The 16,895-nt window shown below is 59.8% G+C and carries 17 protein-coding genes; 11 read left to right on the top strand and 6 right to left on the bottom strand.

Features of this window, described 5'->3' with window-relative positions; genetic code table 11:
• Positions 1 to 13: 13 nt before the first annotated feature.
• Both glp and moaB read right to left on the bottom strand, forming a co-directional pair.
• Complete coding sequence (glp, locus tag HBR94_RS19510) at positions 14 to 1,201, bottom strand: gephyrin-like molybdotransferase Glp (protein WP_170045413.1); 1,188 nt, start codon at positions 1,199 to 1,201, stop codon at positions 14 to 16.
• Positions 1,202 to 1,223: 22 nt separating this feature from the next.
• Positions 1,224 to 1,763 carry a molybdenum cofactor biosynthesis protein B gene (gene moaB, locus HBR94_RS19505; RefSeq protein ID WP_029298095.1) on the bottom strand — a complete coding sequence of 180 codons (540 nt, stop codon included), beginning with the start codon at positions 1,761 to 1,763 and terminating at the stop codon, positions 1,224 to 1,226.
• A gap of 76 nt (positions 1,764 to 1,839) precedes the next feature.
• Between moaB and mobA the strand changes: the two genes are divergently transcribed.
• Entirely contained in the window at positions 1,840 to 2,442 is a 603-nt protein-coding gene (gene mobA, locus HBR94_RS19500; protein ID WP_057439159.1) for a molybdenum cofactor guanylyltransferase MobA, read from the top strand.
• A gap of 80 nt (positions 2,443 to 2,522) precedes the next feature.
• A complete protein-coding gene (locus HBR94_RS19495; protein WP_029298091.1) occupies positions 2,523 to 2,744 on the top strand; it encodes a YgdI/YgdR family lipoprotein in 222 nt (73 codons plus the stop codon).
• Positions 2,745 to 2,812: 68 nt separating this feature from the next.
• Here HBR94_RS19495 and HBR94_RS19490 read toward each other — a convergent pair whose 3' ends face one another.
• From HBR94_RS19490 to HBR94_RS19480, 3 genes are all read right to left on the bottom strand, one after another.
• Complete coding sequence (locus tag HBR94_RS19490; RefSeq protein WP_057439160.1) at positions 2,813 to 3,703, bottom strand: pseudouridine synthase; 891 nt, start codon at positions 3,701 to 3,703, stop codon at positions 2,813 to 2,815.
• A gap of 51 nt (positions 3,704 to 3,754) precedes the next feature.
• Positions 3,755 to 4,090, bottom strand: a complete 336-nt coding sequence (locus tag HBR94_RS19485) for a hypothetical protein (protein WP_029298086.1) — start codon at positions 4,088 to 4,090, stop codon at positions 3,755 to 3,757.
• 76 nt (positions 4,091 to 4,166) lie between these two features.
• Positions 4,167 to 4,403 (bottom strand): glutaredoxin family protein, encoded by a 237-nt coding sequence (locus HBR94_RS19480; protein WP_057439227.1) that lies wholly within the window; start codon positions 4,401 to 4,403, stop codon positions 4,167 to 4,169.
• A 154-nt stretch (positions 4,404 to 4,557) separates the two neighbouring features.
• Here HBR94_RS19480 and HBR94_RS19475 point away from each other — a divergent pair, with 154 nt between their 5' ends.
• Entirely contained in the window at positions 4,558 to 6,288 is a 1,731-nt protein-coding gene (locus HBR94_RS19475; RefSeq protein WP_170045399.1) for a monovalent cation:proton antiporter-2 (CPA2) family protein, read from the top strand.
• Here HBR94_RS19475 and HBR94_RS19470 read toward each other — a convergent pair.
• Entirely contained in the window at positions 6,275 to 7,483 is a 1,209-nt protein-coding gene (locus tag HBR94_RS19470) for an ammonium transporter (RefSeq protein WP_057439162.1), read from the bottom strand. The two genes, HBR94_RS19475 and HBR94_RS19470, sit on opposite strands and share 14 nt — an antisense overlap.
• Before the next feature lie 355 nt (positions 7,484 to 7,838).
• Here HBR94_RS19470 and HBR94_RS19465 point away from each other — a divergent pair, with 355 nt between their 5' ends.
• The 8 genes from HBR94_RS19465 (at position 7,839) to HBR94_RS19430 (ending at position 16,804) form a co-directional block, all read left to right on the top strand.
• Entirely contained in the window at positions 7,839 to 8,153 is a 315-nt protein-coding gene (locus HBR94_RS19465) for a YqjD family protein (protein WP_057439163.1), read from the top strand.
• A gap of 2 nt (positions 8,154 to 8,155) precedes the next feature.
• Positions 8,156 to 8,542, top strand: coding sequence for a phage holin family protein (locus HBR94_RS19460; protein WP_057439164.1), 387 nt, complete (start codon positions 8,156 to 8,158; stop codon positions 8,540 to 8,542).
• Positions 8,539 to 8,880, top strand: coding sequence for a hypothetical protein (locus tag HBR94_RS19455; RefSeq protein WP_057439165.1), 342 nt, complete (start codon positions 8,539 to 8,541; stop codon positions 8,878 to 8,880). Before HBR94_RS19460 ends, HBR94_RS19455 begins: the two co-directional genes overlap by 4 nt.
• Before the next feature lie 93 nt (positions 8,881 to 8,973).
• Positions 8,974 to 10,137, top strand: coding sequence for an EAL domain-containing protein (locus HBR94_RS19450; RefSeq protein WP_170045398.1), 1,164 nt, complete (start codon positions 8,974 to 8,976; stop codon positions 10,135 to 10,137).
• Between the two features lie 72 nt (positions 10,138 to 10,209).
• On the top strand, positions 10,210 to 11,541 hold the full coding sequence (locus HBR94_RS19445) for a deoxyguanosinetriphosphate triphosphohydrolase (RefSeq protein ID WP_057439167.1): 1,332 nt from the start codon (positions 10,210 to 10,212) through the stop codon (positions 11,539 to 11,541).
• 247 nt (positions 11,542 to 11,788) lie between these two features.
• Entirely contained in the window at positions 11,789 to 12,190 is a 402-nt protein-coding gene (locus HBR94_RS19440; RefSeq protein WP_115127859.1) for a response regulator, read from the top strand.
• A gap of 352 nt (positions 12,191 to 12,542) precedes the next feature.
• Entirely contained in the window at positions 12,543 to 13,169 is a 627-nt protein-coding gene (locus tag HBR94_RS19435; protein ID WP_057439169.1) for a response regulator transcription factor, read from the top strand.
• 8 nt (positions 13,170 to 13,177) lie between these two features.
• On the top strand, positions 13,178 to 16,804 hold the full coding sequence (locus HBR94_RS19430; RefSeq protein WP_170045397.1) for a transporter substrate-binding domain-containing protein: 3,627 nt from the start codon (positions 13,178 to 13,180) through the stop codon (positions 16,802 to 16,804).
• Positions 16,805 to 16,895 lie beyond the last annotated feature (91 nt).

The following is a 16,895-nucleotide window of genomic DNA, read 5'->3' as shown; positions in this document are numbered from 1 at the left end:
GTAAATAAATTCTTCAGCCCAACACTTCACTCAGGGGAATGAAATTCACCCGATCACCGATGGCCAAGGTACTGCCCTCCACGACTTCCACCAAACCCTCGGCCCAGGCGGCACTGCGCAATACACCGGAACTCTGGTTCGGGTAGATCACCGCCCGCCCCTGCTCCAGGCGCCCGCGCAGGTATTCGCGACGGTTGCCCGGCTTGGCCCACACGAACCCTGCCGGCACCTCGAAACGCAACGGCTGCACCACCGCGACACCCTGACGGCGCAACAGATACGGGCGCGCCAGCAAGGCGAACGTAACCAGGGTGGACGCCGGATTCCCCGGCAGGCCGATCACCGGTACGCCGCGGAAATGACCGAATGTCAAAGGTTTGCCAGGCTTGATCGCCAGCTTCCACAAGGCCAGTTCGCCCTCCTCGCGCAATGCGATACCGAGGAAGTCTGCTTCCCCCACCGAGACTCCGCCGGTGGACAGGATCAAGTCCACCGAACCCAGTGCGCCCAGGCGGGTGCGGGTCAACTCCAGGTCATCGGGCAAGATACCGGCGTCGATCACCTCGCAGCCCAGGCGTTGCAACCAACTGCACAACACCCGCCGGTTGCTGTTGTAGATCTGTCCCGGCCCCAGTGGCAGGCCCGGTTCGATCAACTCGTCGCCCGTAGACAGCACCGCCACACGCACGCGGCGCACCACCGCCAACCGGTCGCGCCCCAGGGACGCCGCCAGGCCCAGTTCAATCGGGCCGAGCCGTGTACCGGCAGCCAGGACTTCCTCACCGACTGTAGTCTCCTGCCCTTTGGGTCGGATGTTTTGCCCTACGCGCAGCGCCTGGGTAAAGCTCACGCGCTGATCGGGTTGCAGCTCGGCGTTTTCCTGCATTTCCACACAGTCGGCCCCGTCGGGTACCGGAGCGCCGGTGAAGATCCGCGCACAGGTACCCGCCGCCAAGGGCTCAGGGGCCTGGCCGGCGAAAATACGCTGGCTCACCTGCAGCGGCTCGCCGGTCCAATCGGCAGTGCGCAGGGCGTAGCCGTCCATGGCGCTGTTGGGCCACGGCGGCAGGTCGAGGGTGGAAACCAATGCCTCGGCCAATACACGCCCATCGCACGCGGCCAATGGCAGGTGTTCCTGCTCACGGATCGGCGCGGCCTCGGCCATGTTCAGCAGCCGTTCCAGGGCTTCTTCCACCGGCATCAGGGCGCCGGTCTTGCCCGGCTTATCCACGGGATTCACACGGCTCGGCCAGCTTGAGGTGCGGCACAAAATTGCATGGGCGATGGCGGGCATCCAACTGTTCGGCGAGAATCCCGTCCCAACCGGTACGCACCGCATTGGTGGAACCCGGCAGGCAGCACACCAGGGTGCCATTGGCCAGGCCGGCCAGGGCACGGGACTGCACGGTAGAGGTGCCGATATCGGCGACCGAAATCTGCCGGAACAGCTCGCCAAAGCCGTCCACTTGCTTGTCCAGCAAGCAACTGACCGCTTCGGGGGTGCTGTCACGGCCAGTGAAGCCGGTGCCACCGGTAATCAGCACCACTTGCACCACATCCTCGGCAATCCAGTGGGCGACTTGCGCACGGATTTTGTAGAGGTCATCTTTGAGCAATACCCGTTCGGCCAGGCGATGCCCAGCAGCGAGCAGGCGGTCAACAAAGACCTGCCCGGAGGTGTCGGTTTCCAGGGTGCGGGTGTCGCTGACGGTCAGTACAGCAATATTAAGAGGTACGAAAGGCGCATCAGCCTTGGCTTTCATGGCTCGGTCCGGTTGTCGAAGGAACAGCCCGATGTTATATCACAGCCCCCTATTTCACTGCCGCTGCGGAGCCGTCATGCCACTCAATTCTTCGCCCCTGCCCTGCTCGATCCTGTTGCTGGCCGGCGGTCGCGGCCAGCGCATGGGCGGCCTGGACAAGGGGCTGCTCGACTGGCACGGGCAGCCGCTGATTGCTCACCTGCACCAACTGGTGCGGCCGTTGACCGACGACCTGATCATCTCCTGCAACCGCAACCAGGCGCAGTACGCCCCGTACGGCGACCAGTTGGTGAGCGACGACAGTCCTGACTTCCCGGGCCCCTTGGCCGGTATACGCGCCGGCCTGGCTGCGGCGCGCCATGAACATCTATTGATCTTGCCCTGCGATGTGCCGCATATCGACGGGCAACTGTTGGCAGACCTGCTCGAAACCGCGCGGCAGCACCCCCAGGTGCCGGTGATGATCCGCCATGGGGCGTTCTGGGAGCCTTTGCTCTGCGTCATACCGACGCGCCTGCGCGACGCGGTGGAGGACGCCTGGCTGGCTGCAGAGCGCAGCCCGCGCCAGATCCTGCTGAAACTGGGGGCCCAGGCGCTCGATTGCGCCGAGAACGACCCGCGCCTGGCCAACCTCAATACACCAGAGTTGTTGCACCCACGCCCCGGCGTGTCAGAATGAGCGCTAGACAAGGAACTTTGCCGACGTTGCATACGTCACAAGGTCAGAACTCAACACAGTATTACTCTCGGAGAAGACTCATGACCCAACGGACCATCGCCGCTCTCATGCTTGCACTGGGCCTTGCTACCCTCGCCGGTTGCGCCTCGCCTACAGTGATCACCCTGAATGACGGTCGCGAAATCCAGGCTGTCGATACCCCTAAATTCGATCAGGATTCGGGCTTCTACGAATTCGAACAACTGGATGGCAAGCGTACCCGCATCAACAAGGATCAGGTTCGCACCGTTAAAGACCTGTAAGTCTTAACGCCAGATACAACAAAGCCCGCTCTTAAGCGGGCTTTGTTGTATCTGGCGCATGGGAAACATCACCACTCAAGCACGATCCGGCTGCTGAAGTCGCGCTGCTCACCGGTCACCGGGTCGATAAACCGTACGCCTTGGGCCAGCAACTTGAGCGGGTTGGCGTAGTCATCCACGGCGTCCTTGATGACCTCGGGATAAAACGGGTCATTGCAGATGCTCGCCCCCAGTGCCGTCATATGCACGCGCAGTTGATGCTTCTTGCCCGTCACTGGAAACAGACCATAGCGCCACAGGTCGCCATTCTTCTCGCGCACCTGCACCGCCGTTTCCGTGTTGCTTGCACCAGGCCCTTCCTGCATGCGGAAGAACGGTTCGCCCTCCACCAGGCGACTCTTGTGCACCAGCGGGAATGTCAGCGCGGGCAAGGCCGGGGCAATGGCTTCGTAGAACTTATCAATCTGGCGGGTGGGGAACAGTTGTTGATACGCCGAGCGGCTTTGCGGGTTGGCAGAGAACAGCACCAGCCCGGCAGTATGGCGATCAATGCGATGCAGCGGCACCAGCGACGGGTTATCCAGGCGGCGGATCAGGCGGCGCAGTAAAGTCTGCTCGACATATTCGCCGGCGGGCGTCACTGGCAGGAAGTGTGGTTTGTCGGCCACCACCAGATGCTCATCGGCATACAGGATGGACTCCTGCACCGGGATCGGCTTCTCATCCGGCACTTCGCGAAAGTAGTGGATGCGCAAACCTTCCTTGTAGGCCAGATCCACGGCGATGGGCTGGCCATTGCCATCCAGCACCCGGCCACGGGCGATGCGGTCCAGCCACTGCTCGCGGCCGATGGCGCGAAAGTGCTCGCACAGGCAGTCGAGCACCGTCGCCCAGGGCCCAGGCGGCAGGTACAGCGTACTGGCTTGGTTCTGGGCAGCGGAAAAACCGGTATCGGACATGCGTACACTCAAGGGCCTGGAAATACTAAGGGGGCATTATCCCCCAGAATCTCAAGCCCTGACCAATTCGGCCCGCAGCACCGGCGAGGCGCTGGCAGCCTCGGTAAACTCCTTGAGCCAACGCAGGACGTCCACCGCTTCCCAGCGGCCGGGATCGTACAGCGCATACAGCAAGCCCTGATACCCGACCACATCCAACTGCTTGTGATAACCGGCGCGCTGGAACAAGGCTTCGATTTCGGCAAAGCAGGTATTGAAATGCACTTTGTTGAACGGCGTCTTGCCTTCCGTGACCAGGCCATCGAGCCGCAGCTCATTCACCGCATCGCGTACGATATCGACGGACATGCGGTTGACGCTGCTTTTCAGTTGTTCGACATTCACCACGGGCGTTCCCTCTCACTCAAATCGCTGTACAAACATACAGTAACCGAATAATCAGCAACCTGCCACGGGATTAGCGCTAACTTAAAAAGGCGACCACCTGTTCAGTTTCGAACGGCCAGCCCAGTTCCGCCCCGGTATCCACCCGGCGCAGCACCGGAATACTTAGGCCATAGGCTTCAAACAGCTCTTGCGAATCGGCGATATCCACCAACTCGACCAACAGCCCGCATTCGACCAACGGCATGATTTCAGCTTCCGCAAGCTCACACAGATGGCAGCCCAGGGTGCCGAACAACTGGCATTCAGGAGGCATGGCGTACAGATCCGATAAGAAACAGGTACCCATTCTAGGCCGCGAGAAAAACCTCGTCGAGTCATGCCAAAGACCTGATCCAGATCACCATGGCCTATAACTGATTCAGCGATTCTCGCGGCTTTTTTCCTGCAACACCCCGACGGAGATGTCTGTGTTTGCCAACCTGCTGATCATTCTTGCCTCATCCCTGGTCGTCATTGCGCTGTTCCGTCGGCTGCAACTGCCACCGGTGCTCGGCTACCTGTGCGTGGGCCTGGCCGTCGGGCCAACAGCCCTGGACTGGGTCAATGACAGCGAAGACCTGCCAGACCTCGCCGAACTGGGCGTGGTATTCCTGCTGTTTTCCCTGGGCCTGGAGTTCTCCCTGTCCAAGATGCTCAGCCTGCGCCGGGTGGTGTTCGGCCTCGGCAGCCTGCAGGTGCTGTGCTGCGCGGTAGTGCTGGGTGCCCTGCTGCTGTTGATGGGCATGTCGCCGGTGGCCGCCTTGCTGCTGGGGGCCGGGCTGGCACTGTCATCCACCGCCATTGTGAGCAAGGAGCTGACCAGCCTCGGGGAGATATTCAGCACTCATGGGCAGAATGCGATTGGCGTGCTGTTGTTCCAGGACGTGGTCGCGGTGCTGTTGCTGACCCTGGTCCCGGTGTTCGCCGGCAGTAGCGAGCAGGCCTGGTACTGGGCACTGCCCCTGACCCTGGGCAAGACCGTGGTGTTGTTCTTCGGTCTGCTGCTCGCCAGCCGCTGGGTGCTGCCGCGCCTGTTCCATGAAGTAGCCGCCTCGCATTCGGCGGAACTGTTCGTGCTGCTGGCCCTGGTGATTGTGTTGCTTACGGCCTGGCTCACACACCTGCTGGGCCTGTCGCCGGCCCTCGGCGCGTTCCTGGCGGGCATGCTGCTGGGGGAAAGCCATTACCGGCACCAGATCGAAGCGGATATCCGACCGTTTCGCGACATCCTGCTGGGGTTGTTTTTTGTCAGTATCGGCATGCTGATCGACTTGCAACTGTTCGTCAGTCACAGCCTGCAGATCCTCGGGCTGACCCTGGCACTGATGTTGATCAAGGGCTGCATTGTCGCCGCGCTGGTCAAGCTGCGCGGCAGCGACAGCGAGACCGCCTGGCGCAGCGGCCTGGCCCTGGCCCAGGGCGGTGAGTTCTGTTTTGCACTGATGGCGCAAATGCAGTTGAGCAATATGCTGCCCGGCGAAATCAGCAGCCTGCTGCTGGCCGCGACGTTCTGCTCCATGCTGCTGACGCCCCTGCTGCTGCGGGCCGCGCCCTCTATCGCCCTGCGCCTGCATCGCAAGCCCAACCAGCAAGTGCAACTGGAGGCAATCACCGCGCTCAACGCCGAGCTGCGCGGGCATGTGCTGATCTGCGGTTATGGCCGGGTCGGCCAATCCATCGGGCGTTTCCTGCGCCGTGAACAACAGGCGTTCATTGCCCTGGACGATGACCCCGAACGGGTGCAGGAAGCCGCCACCGAGGACAGCAGCGTGCATTATGGCGATTGCCGGCGCGGCGCCCTGCTCAGCGCAGTCGGCCTGGAGCGCGCACGCCTGGTGGTGATTGCCGTGGACAATAGCGACGTGGCCCTGGTGGTGCTCAAGGAAGCGCGACGGATCAACCACAAAGTGCCGATCCTGGTGCGCACCCGCGACGACAGCCAGTTGACTGAACTGAAGGCCGCCGGGGCCAGCGAGGTGGTGCCCGAACTACTGGAGTCGAGCCTGATGCTCGCGTCGCACGCAATGATCATGCTCGGCCTGCCCGACCAGCAGGTGCGCGACCGCGTCGACGAAGTACGGCGCAATCGCTACCGCTTGCTCCACGGTTTCTACCAGCATACCGACGACAACCGTGAAGCCCCGATCAATCCTGACTGACTGCACCAATCTTATGGATCGACAAGTCCGCGCCGTAGTACTCCTCTTCCTGGCTCAAGCGCAGGCCGCAGAGGCGCTTGAGCACGCCGTACACCAGCAACCCGCCCGCCAGGGCCACTACCACCCCCAGGGCGGTACCGATCAACTGGCTGATCAGGCTCACGCCGCCCAGTCCACCCAAGGCGCTCTGACCGAAAATCCCGCAGGCAATCCCGCCCCACACACCACACAAGCCATGCAACGGCCAGACACCCAGCACATCGTCGATCTTCCACAGATTCTGGGCGGCGATAAAGCACCACACAAACAGGCCACCGGCCACCACGCCGGTGACCAGCGCGCCCACCGGATGCATCAGGTCGGAGCCCGCGCAGATCGCCACCAGCCCGGCCAACGGGCCATTGTGCAAGAAGCCCGGGTCGTTACGCCCGATCACCAGCGCCGCCACGGTCCCACCTACCATGGCCATCAACGAGTTGACCGCCACCAGCCCGCTCACCCCGGACAAGGTCTGCGCACTCATCACGTTGAAGCCGAACCAGCCGACGATCAATATCCACGAGCCCAGTGCCAGGAACGGAATGCTCGACGGCGCAAACGCCACCAGACGCCCGTCGCGGTAACGCCCCTGACGCGGCCCCAGCAGCAACACCGCCGCCAGCGCCAGCCAACCGCCCATGGCATGTACCACCACCGAACCGGCAAAGTCATGGAAGGATGCGCCGAAGGTCGCCAACAACCAGGCTTGCAGGCCAAAGTTGCCATTCCACACCATGCCCTCGAAAAACGGGTAGATGAATGCCACGATCAGCGCCGTGGCACACAGTTGTGGAACAAAGCGTGCACGCTCGGCAATGCCCCCGGAGATGATCGCCGGGATGGCAGCTGCGAAGGTCAGCAGGAAAAAGAACTTCACCAGGCCATAACCATGGTCGGCACTGAGCACGGCGGCCGGCTGCATAAAGCTGACCCCGTAGGAGATCCAATAGCCTATAAAGAAATAGGCCAGGGTCGAGACCGCAAAATCACTGAGGATTTTCGACAACGCGTTGACTTGGTTCTTCTGCCGTACCGTACCGACTTCCAGAAACGCGAAGCCGGCATGCATCGCCAGGACCATCACCGCGCCAATCAGAATAAACAGCGTATTGGAGCTATGGACGAGAGTGTCCACCGCGCTTTGCACATTTTCCATGGGGATTGGCAGGCCTGCAGTTCAGGAAAAAGCACCAAAGCAGTTCATTGCCCGACAATCGCGCACTAAATTGGCACTGCGCGTTCTACCCTTCTTCAGAGGGAATGAACCGCTTTGGCGCGACGACCATTGAATAAGGCAGTGACTTGCGGGTTTTTCCACGGGTTTTAGGGATTTAGGGTAAGGTTTTTCAAGGCGTTGGCCGAAACCGCCCACATTGCGCGCAAGCCTTGCGGCTGACGCACCAAGGCAAAGCAAAAGCTGTACCAGACAATTGCAGTGAACCTTCACCAATACCGGTGACTCTCAAGCAAAACCCTGTAAAAGCACCAGACAGCCACTCACGGAGATAACCATGGCCAGAAAATCGGCAAAGACTGCTCAAGAAATATTGATGGAAGATTTCCAGACCCTGGTCAGCGATACCGAAAAGCTGCTGGACGACACCGCGATTCTGGCCGGTGACCAGGCTGACGAGCTGCGCTCGAAGATCCATGACAGCCTGCTGCAGGCCCGGGAAACACTGAAGTTGACTGAGGACTCCCTGCGCGAACGCGGCAAGGCAGCAGTCACTGCCACCGAGGACTACGTGCAGGCCAACCCTTGGCAATCCGTTGGCATCGCTGCCGGCGTGGGCTTCCTGATCGGTCTGCTGGCTACAAGGCGCTAATCATGTCTATCGGCGAAACCGGCTCGTCCGCGGGCCCAAGTTCCACATCGCGGCGCCTCGGCGCGGCTGTCCTGGGCTTGCTGCACAGCCATGTCGAGCTGTTCGGCATCGAGTTGCAGGAACAGAAAGCACGCACCGTCAGCCTGTTGCTGTTTGCCGGGCTGGCACTGGTGTTCGCCCTGTTGCTGCTGGTGGGGTTATCGGCGCTGGTCATGATCCTGGTCTGGGATACCTACCGCCTGACCGGGATCATCAGCCTTTGCGTATTTTACGTTCTGGCCGCAGGGTTCTGCGGGTTGCGCTTGAAGGCGGCGGTATTCGATGAATCCACGCCTTTCCACGCCACCCTCGAAGAGTTGGCCAATGATCGGGAGCGCCTGCTGCCATGAGCCTGACTGAATTGCCGCACACCAACTCCCGGCGAGAAATGCGCAAGGCCTTGATCCGCCTGCGCATGGAAATGCACCGCCAGGAAATTCGCCACGAGTCCCAGCAATTGCTGCTGCCCTTGCAAAAGGTGCGCAACATGGGCCAAAGCTGGCAGGACGGGTTTGGTATCAAGCATGCGCCGCTGTGGGGCGTCGCCGCTGTGACCCTGCTGGGATTCTTCACCGGCAAAGGCGCCAAGGGTGGCGGCATCGGCACCATGACCCGCCTGGTACGGCTCGGTGCGGGCCTGATCCCGTTGATCAAGCTCGCCATGCAGGGTGCGTCCCGCAAACCCTGACGTAACTGGCTGCATTCTTGCAAACGGATCTGGCCCGGCGCCCTCTCTGTAGGGGCCGGGCCTTTTTCATGCCGAAGCACCTAAGGAGGCTCTGTGATTGACGGGCAACCGCTCGCCTGTTTTCAACCGTTTATCGACACCGCCACCGGACGCATCGCCGGGGTGGAAGCGCTGGGCCGCCTGCTCCAGACAGATGGGCAACTGCACTCGGTAGGCCCACTGTTCGCCGATGCACGCACGCCCACCTCGGCGTTACGCCGCCTGGACCGCAAGATCCGCGACAATGCCCTGAGCCGCCTGCATGAAGCACCTGAAGACTGGTTTCTGAGCCTTAATATCTCGCCACGCTGGATCACGTTGCTGCGACCCGGACAAGCCCTGCCCAGCCTGAAACAGTTGCAGGCCCATGACGTCGATCCAAAACGCATCGTGTTTGAGATCACCGAGCTGGGTGGCGACAGCCAGCGCCTGGCCGAAGTCGTCGCCCGCTATCGTGAGGCGGGCGCACGAATTGCCATTGATGATTTCGGCGCCGGGTATTCGCAACTGGATCGGGTCCTGGCCCTGGGCCCGGATATCCTCAAGCTGGATATGCGCCTGTTCCAGGCCGCGGCACTGGGTGGCCCGAGCGGCGAGGTGGTGCGCGCCCTGGCGCAAATGGCGGAAAAAACCGGATGCTGGATCATCGCCGAAGGCGTGGAAACCGAAGCGCAACTGAGCTTTGCCCTTGAGTGTGGCGCACGTTATGTCCAAGGCTATCTGTTTGCCCAGGCGCAACGGGACTGGTTCGCCGCCGATGCCTTCGTCCCGCGCTTTGCCGTGCTGCGCCAGGCTTATGTGCAGCAGAAACTGACGGAGCGCGGACGGATCATGCAATTGCGCCAGCAATTGATCGAACTGATGCAGATCCTGCAAGGCTGGGCCCTGGCCCAGGCCCCCCTGAGCCAACTGCCATGGCTGCCGGGTTTTCCCCGGTTACTGCGGTTTTATCAGTGCGATAGCCACGGCACCCAACTGACCCCCAACTTCGAATGGCGCCAGGATGCCTGGCAAGCCGACAGCCGCTACCTGGGCCACAACTGGTCATGGCGCCCCTACTTCTATCATCTGCTGGCCGAAGGCTGGGAAGAGCGCCGCCTGATTCTTTCCAACACCTACCGTGATGCCACGACCAATCAATACTGCCTGACAGCAGGACAATTCTTCGATAACGGTCAGCGCTTGCTGTTAATCGATATTGACGCCGCCGGACTGTAGTTTTTCGCTTGCTCCCGGCACGCCGAACCGGGAAGCTGGGGGTCGACATTCATCCTACGGAGAGCACTCGCCTTGGATTGGCCTACCCTGCTTACCCGCGAACGCCTTGGAAAACCCCTGCACAGCCCGGAAGAACTGGGCCGCAGCCCGTTTCACAAAGACCATGACCGGATTATCTTCTCCGGGGCCTTTCGCCGCCTGGGCCGCAAGACGCAAGTTCACCCGGTGACCAGCAACGATCATATCCATACCCGGCTGACCCACTCGCTGGAAGTCAGTTGTGTGGGGCGTTCCCTGGGTATGCGCGTCGGCGAGACCATTCGCAGCGCCCTGCCCGACTGGTGCGACCCCAGTGACCTGGGGATGATCGTGCAATCGGCCTGCCTGGCCCACGACATAGGCAACCCACCGTTCGGTCATTCCGGCGAAGATGCCATTCGCCATTGGTTCCAGCAGGCAGCCGGCCGTGGTTGGCTGGATGACATGAGCAGCGCCGAACGCAATGACTTCCTCAATTTCGAAGGCAACGCGCAAGGCTTCCGCGTGCTGACACAGCTGGAATACCACCAGTTCGACGGCGGCACGCGCCTGACCTACGCCACCCTGGGCACCTACCTGAAGTACCCGTGGACCGCCCGCCACGCCGACTCCCTGGGCTACAAGAAACATAAGTTCGGCTGCTATCAGAGCGAGTTGCCGATCCTTGAGCAGATCGCCCAGAAGCTCGGCCTGCCACAACTCGAGGAACAGCGCTGGGCGCGTCACCCACTGGTCTATCTGATGGAGGCGGCCGACGACATCTGCTACGCCCTGATCGACCTGGAAGATGGCCTGGAAATGGAGTTGCTGGAATACGCCGAGGTCGAGTCGTTGCTGTTGAACCTGGTCGGTGATGACCTGCCGGAAACCTATCGGCAACTGGGGCCCGAGGATTCCAGGCGACGCAAACTCGCGATCCTGCGGGGCAAGGCGATCGAGCACCTGACCAACGCCGCCGCGCGGGCGTTCGTCGAACAACAGCCTGCGCTACTGGCCGGGACCCTGCAAGGCGACCTGGTGGAACACATGCACGGCCCGGCCAAGCGCTGCGTACTGAATGCCAAGGACATGGCCCGCAAGAAAATCTTCCAGGACAAGCGCAAGACCCTGCATGAGATCGGCGCCTACACCACCCTGGAAATCCTCCTGAACACGTTCTGCGGCGCGGCCCTGGAGCAACATGGCGGCCGTACACCATCCTTCAAGAATCGACGCGTCCTGGATCTGCTGGGCAACAGCGCCCCCCATCCTGACTGGCCACTGCATCGTTCATTCCTGCGCATGATCGACTTCATCGCCGGCATGACCGATAGCTACGCCAGCGAAATGGCCCGGGAGATGACCGGCCACTCAAACCCTCAATGACCCACACCCCGGGCAGGTTTTCCTGCCTGGGCGCTTACCTCAAAGAATCGACCTACGCAGGCACCAGAGCAGCCTGATCGAATTCGCCCCAACACCCGATGAATAATCACCCCTCTCTTATCCGCTCCAGCGATCAGCTCCTACATTCACGCAACCCCACGATAGCCCAGCGCCTGGCTCACCGAGCAAACAGACACAGGCATCGGCCGACGTGTTTCCGACCGCTGCTACTTCCACGGAAACTCCTATGCCCGAACGAAAATTGCGCATCCTGTTGGTGGAAGATCACCCTTTTCAACTCCTGGCCATTCAGTGCCTGCTCAAGAGTTTCGGCTTCAACCAACTGACCCCTGCCGAGAGTGCGGAGCAGGCGATCAAGTTGATGAGAACAACCGAGGCCCCCTTCGATATCATGTTATGCGATCAATGCCTGCCGGACCTCACCGGGTTGGAGCTGGTGGAGATAGCCTGCCATACGGGCTTCGTCAAAAGTGCGGTATTGCTAAGTGGACTGCCCGCCCTCGAACTGGAGTATTTGAAAACCCTGGCAATACAACGTGACTTGCGCCTGCTTGGATATTTGGCTAAGCCCTTGAATAAAGAAGCCTGGATCGAATTGATCAGCCAATCGGGGCTTGCCGATGATTAAAGAGTGCGCCCTTGCACTTGCCCAGAAACCATCTGACCAAACTGCTCCCCCACTACATCAACACACCGAGCCCAGCCAAAGTATTTTTTCAAATATTAATGTAGGACATTAAACACTCTTGCAACTGAAATATTACCTCCATCCAAGTGACAAATAACACCGCACAACTTTCAAACCTTTCACCTAAGAAACTCTTACAATACGGCCAATAAAGCCTTAGCAGGTCGTAGTCCAATACCTTTTTGGACGTAGGAATTTTCCTGTTTTATATCTACTCAGCCTTCCCTTCATGCTCCTGCCCTACCTTCTGAGCTAATGTGCGCGCTTATTTGCACTAGTATGGAATTGGCTCATGAATACAGTTTTTATTATTGACGACCATCCGGTCATTCGTCTTGCAATCCGAATGTTGCTGGAACATGAAGGTTACAAAGTAGTCGGCGAAACAGATAACGGTTGTGATGCAATACAAATGGTCCGCGAATGCCTCCCAGACCTCATAATTCTTGACATCAGCATTCCAAAACTTGACGGGCTGGAGGTTCTCTGCAGGTTCAACGCAATGAGCACGCCAATGAAAACCCTGATCTTGACGGCCCAATCCCCGACACTTTTTGCGACACGCTGCATGCGTTCCGGTGCTGATGGCTATGTTTGCAAAGAAGGTGACCTAAGTGAACTGCTAAGTGCCGTCAGAGCTGTACTTTCAGGTTACAACTATTTCCCAAGCCAGGCATTAAACAGCACTGGCACCGATGTGGGCGAAAACGAAGAATTGAATCTTTTCAAAGCCGTTAATGACCGAGAACTTATGGTCCTACAACTTTTTGCGCAAGGCCGTACAAACAAGGAAATCGCCAAAGGCATGTTCCTTAGCAATAAAACTGTTAGCACTTATAAAAAACGACTCATGCAAAAACTTAAGGCCAAGTCCTTGGTAGAACTTATCGAGATGGCAAAACGCAACGCGTTAGTGTGAGAAACAGGATGCCAAGGCGTTTAAAGGACTATCTAATCATTTTGAGTACCGGGCTGTGCTTGAGTACAGCCGTGCCAGCCGCTCAAACCGCTCCAGAACGCTACGCACTGCTGAGTCGTGCCGGCATCGTTCAGTTGGACACTCAACTGACCCCCACGCAGCGCCATTGGCTACAAAACAAACGGGAACTGCTGCTGGGAGCCTCGACACCCGACTACCCACCTTTCGACATCACCGCCAGCGGTCATGACTATGAAGGTATTACTGCCGATTACGCGGGCATCCTCGCCAAAGCCCTGGCATTGCCCGTCACGGTGGTGCGCTACCCCTCGCGGGAGGCGGCAATCCAGGCACTGGAAGAGGGGAAAATCGACCTGCTGGGCAGCGCCAACGGATTTGAAGCGAGCAACGCCGACATCGTCCTGTCAACACCCTATGCGGTCGACCAGCCGGTACTGGTCACCCGTGATACAGAAACCCGCCCGCTCGATGACGGGCTGGCGGGCCTGCGCTTGAGCCTCGTCTACCACTACCTGCCCTTGAAGGAAGTCGAAGCGCTGTACCCCAATGCGATCATCCAGGTCTATCCGTCCTATTTGAATGCGCTGAATGCCGTGGCCTTCGACCAGGCCGATGTGTTTCTCGGCGATACCATTTCCACCCATTACATGATCAACAAGGGCTACCTGAAGAACATCCGCATGGCCAATTTCGGCAAGCACGAAGCATACGGTTTCAGCTTTGCCGTACACCGCGACCAGCAGACCCTGCTGGACATCGTCGATACGGTCCTCGCCGGTGTCGGGACCTACGAGCGGGAGAATATCGCCAAACGCTGGAGTGCAGGCAGCGATATCCTGCTGACCGACCATAAGTTGCAGTTGAGCCAGCGTGAAGAGCGCTGGATCAAGGATCACCCAGTGGTGAAAGTGGTCATCAACGAAACCTTCGCGCCACTGACGTTCGCCGATTCAGATGGCCAACTGCGGGGCATGACCGCCGACCTGCTGGAGTTGATCCGGCTCCGTACGGGCTTGCGTCTGGAGTTCCAGAACACCCGCAACGTCAACCAGATGATCGAACAGGTGGAGAACGGCAATGCCGACATCATTGCCGCCATCAGCCCCAGCCGCGAACGCGAAGCCAAGCTCAATTTCAGCCGCCCGTACCTGCAGAACTCCTATGTCCTGCTGACACGCAAGGAACCTGGGGCACCCTCGAGTCTTGAGCAACTGGCGGGAAAAAAACTGGCAATCACCGAAGGCAACCCACTGGTGGAGTACCTGCGCCGCGAATTTGCGCAGATCACCCTAGTAGAGGCCAGCGACACCTTCAAAGCCTCGGAAATGCTGGCCCAGGGGCATGTAGATGGGGCCGTCAACTCGTTGGTGGTTGCCAACTACTTCCTCTCATCCCACTTCTTTCAGGGCCGGTTGCAGGTCAGTTCGAGTATCGGCACGCAACTGGCCTCTTTTTCCCTGGCGACATCACGCAGCGCCACCGAACTGGCCTCCATTCTTGACAAGGCCCTGCTCAGCATCGCGCCGGACGAACTTGGGGTCATCAACAACCGCTGGCGTGGCTACACGGCCGCCTCCGACAGCTATTGGCGCAACTACCACCGTCTGATTATCCAGATCGTCAGTGCCGCCGGGCTGCTGCTACTTACATCCCTGGCCTGGAACGGCTACATGCGCCGGCAGATCAAGCAGCGGCAGATGGCGGAACGGGCCCTGAGCGATCAATACGAATTCATGCGCGCCCTGGTCAATGAGACCCCTCATCCGATCTACGTGCGTGATCGCAACGGTTTGCTACAGACCTGCAATGACAGTTACTTGCAGGTCTTCGGCGTCAAGCGCGAGGACGTCATCGGCAAGAGTGTCATGCAGATCAACCTGGAAAACGAAGCACAAGCCCGTCAGTACCATGCCGACTATCTGCGGGTAGTCGCCGAAGGCAAGCCGCTGATCCTGGATCGCGCCCTGCATATTCATGGGCAGCACCTGACGATCTATCACTGGATCCTGCCGTACCGCGATTCGGTCGGTAAGGTCCAGGGCATCATCGGCGGCTGGATTGATATCAGCGAACGCCGCCAATTGTTCGATGACCTGCGCAGCGCCAAGGACCGTGCCGATGAGGCCAATCGCGCGAAAAGCACATTCCTGGCGACCATGAGTCATGAGATCCGCACCCCCATGAACGCGGTGATCGGCATGCTGGAGTTGACTCTCAAGCGTGCCGATCATGGGCATCTGGATCGTCCGGCCATCGAGGTGGCCTACAACTCGGCCAAGGATTTGCTGGAGTTGATTGGCGACATCCTCGACATCGCACGCATCGAGTCGGGTCGCCTGAGCCTGGCGCCGGAACGCGTCAACCTGCGGGAACTGATCGAGTCGGTGGTGCGTGTGTTCGATGGGCTGGCACGCCAGAAGAGTCTCAATTTGCTACTGGAGTTCAATCCCGGCGTTGAAGAACGTGATGTGCAGATCGACCCCCTGCGCTTCAAACAAGTCCTGTCGAACCTGGTGAGCAATGCCATCAAGTTCACCGAGCAGGGCGAAGTGAAGATCAGGGTGGATATCCAGACCACCGGCGAGCCACAGCAAATCGAGATGAAACTGGTGGTCGAGGACACCGGCATCGGGATCAGCCGGGACGATCAGCAGCGCCTGTTCGAACCGTTTTCCCAGGCCGACAATTCCGGGCACCTGGCCAGGAGCGGCGCCGGTCTTGGGCTGGTCATCTGTCGTAGCCTATGCGAAATGATGGGAGGGCAACTGACCCTGAGCAGCGTGCCCAGGGTCGGCACCCAGGTGTTTGTCTCGCTGCAGATGACCAGCCTGCCACCTGCCTACCCGCTGATCGAGCTCAAGCCTGCGACCCAGGATGCTGCGGCGGTGCTCAATGTGCTGGTGGTGGACGACCATCCGGCCAACCGCCTGCTCATGTGTCAGCAACTGGGTTTCCTCGGGCACCGGTTCACTGCAGTCCAGCATGGTGCGGCGGGGTTCCAGGCCTGGCGCCAGGAGCACTTCGACCTGATCATTGCCGACTGTAATATGCCGATCATGAACGGCTATGAACTGGCACGGTCGATCCGCGAACATGAACAACGGGAGGACATCACGCCCTGCATCATCCTGGGCTTTACCGCCAATGCCCAGCCGGAGGAAAAACAGCGCTGCCGGGATGCAGGCATGAACGACTGCCTGTTCAAACCCATCAGCCTTACCACACTGGAGCGCCATCTGGCCGAGATCACCCCACTGTCACCAGGGCGGATCTTTGATCTCGATAGCCTGAACACCCTCACCGGTGGTGATCCACTGTTAAGCCAGCGTCTGTTGGAAGAATTGTTGAGCAGCAGCCGGCGTGATCGCGAGGAACTCATGGCAATGCTCGGACAAGGCACGCTTCAGGACCTGGTCGACCAGGCCCATAAGATCAAGGGCGCTGCCAGGATCGTCCAGGCCCGCACACTGGCCAAGCAATGTGAGGTGCTGGAACAGGCTGGCGAGGCAGCCGACCCGGTGCAGGTCGAGATTTGGATCAAGGCCATAGAACAAGCCATGCTCGACCTTGAGCACGTGCTGCAAGAGCAGTTGGAGAATATGGCGCCATTGTAGGGGCGGGCTTGTCGGGTCGCCGCATCGCGGCGATAGTCGTTAACGTAGACGTGGGGGGCCCGACACCCCCCAGTGTTCTTCCCGGCGCCAT

Origin of the sequence: Pseudomonas sp. WS 5412, assembly GCF_012985615.1 — a bacterium.
Classification (GTDB): Bacteria; Pseudomonadota; Gammaproteobacteria; order Pseudomonadales; family Pseudomonadaceae; genus Aquipseudomonas; species Aquipseudomonas shahriarae.
The sequence above is the reverse complement of the archived record's forward strand: the minus strand, read 5'-3'. Positions and strand labels throughout refer to the sequence as shown.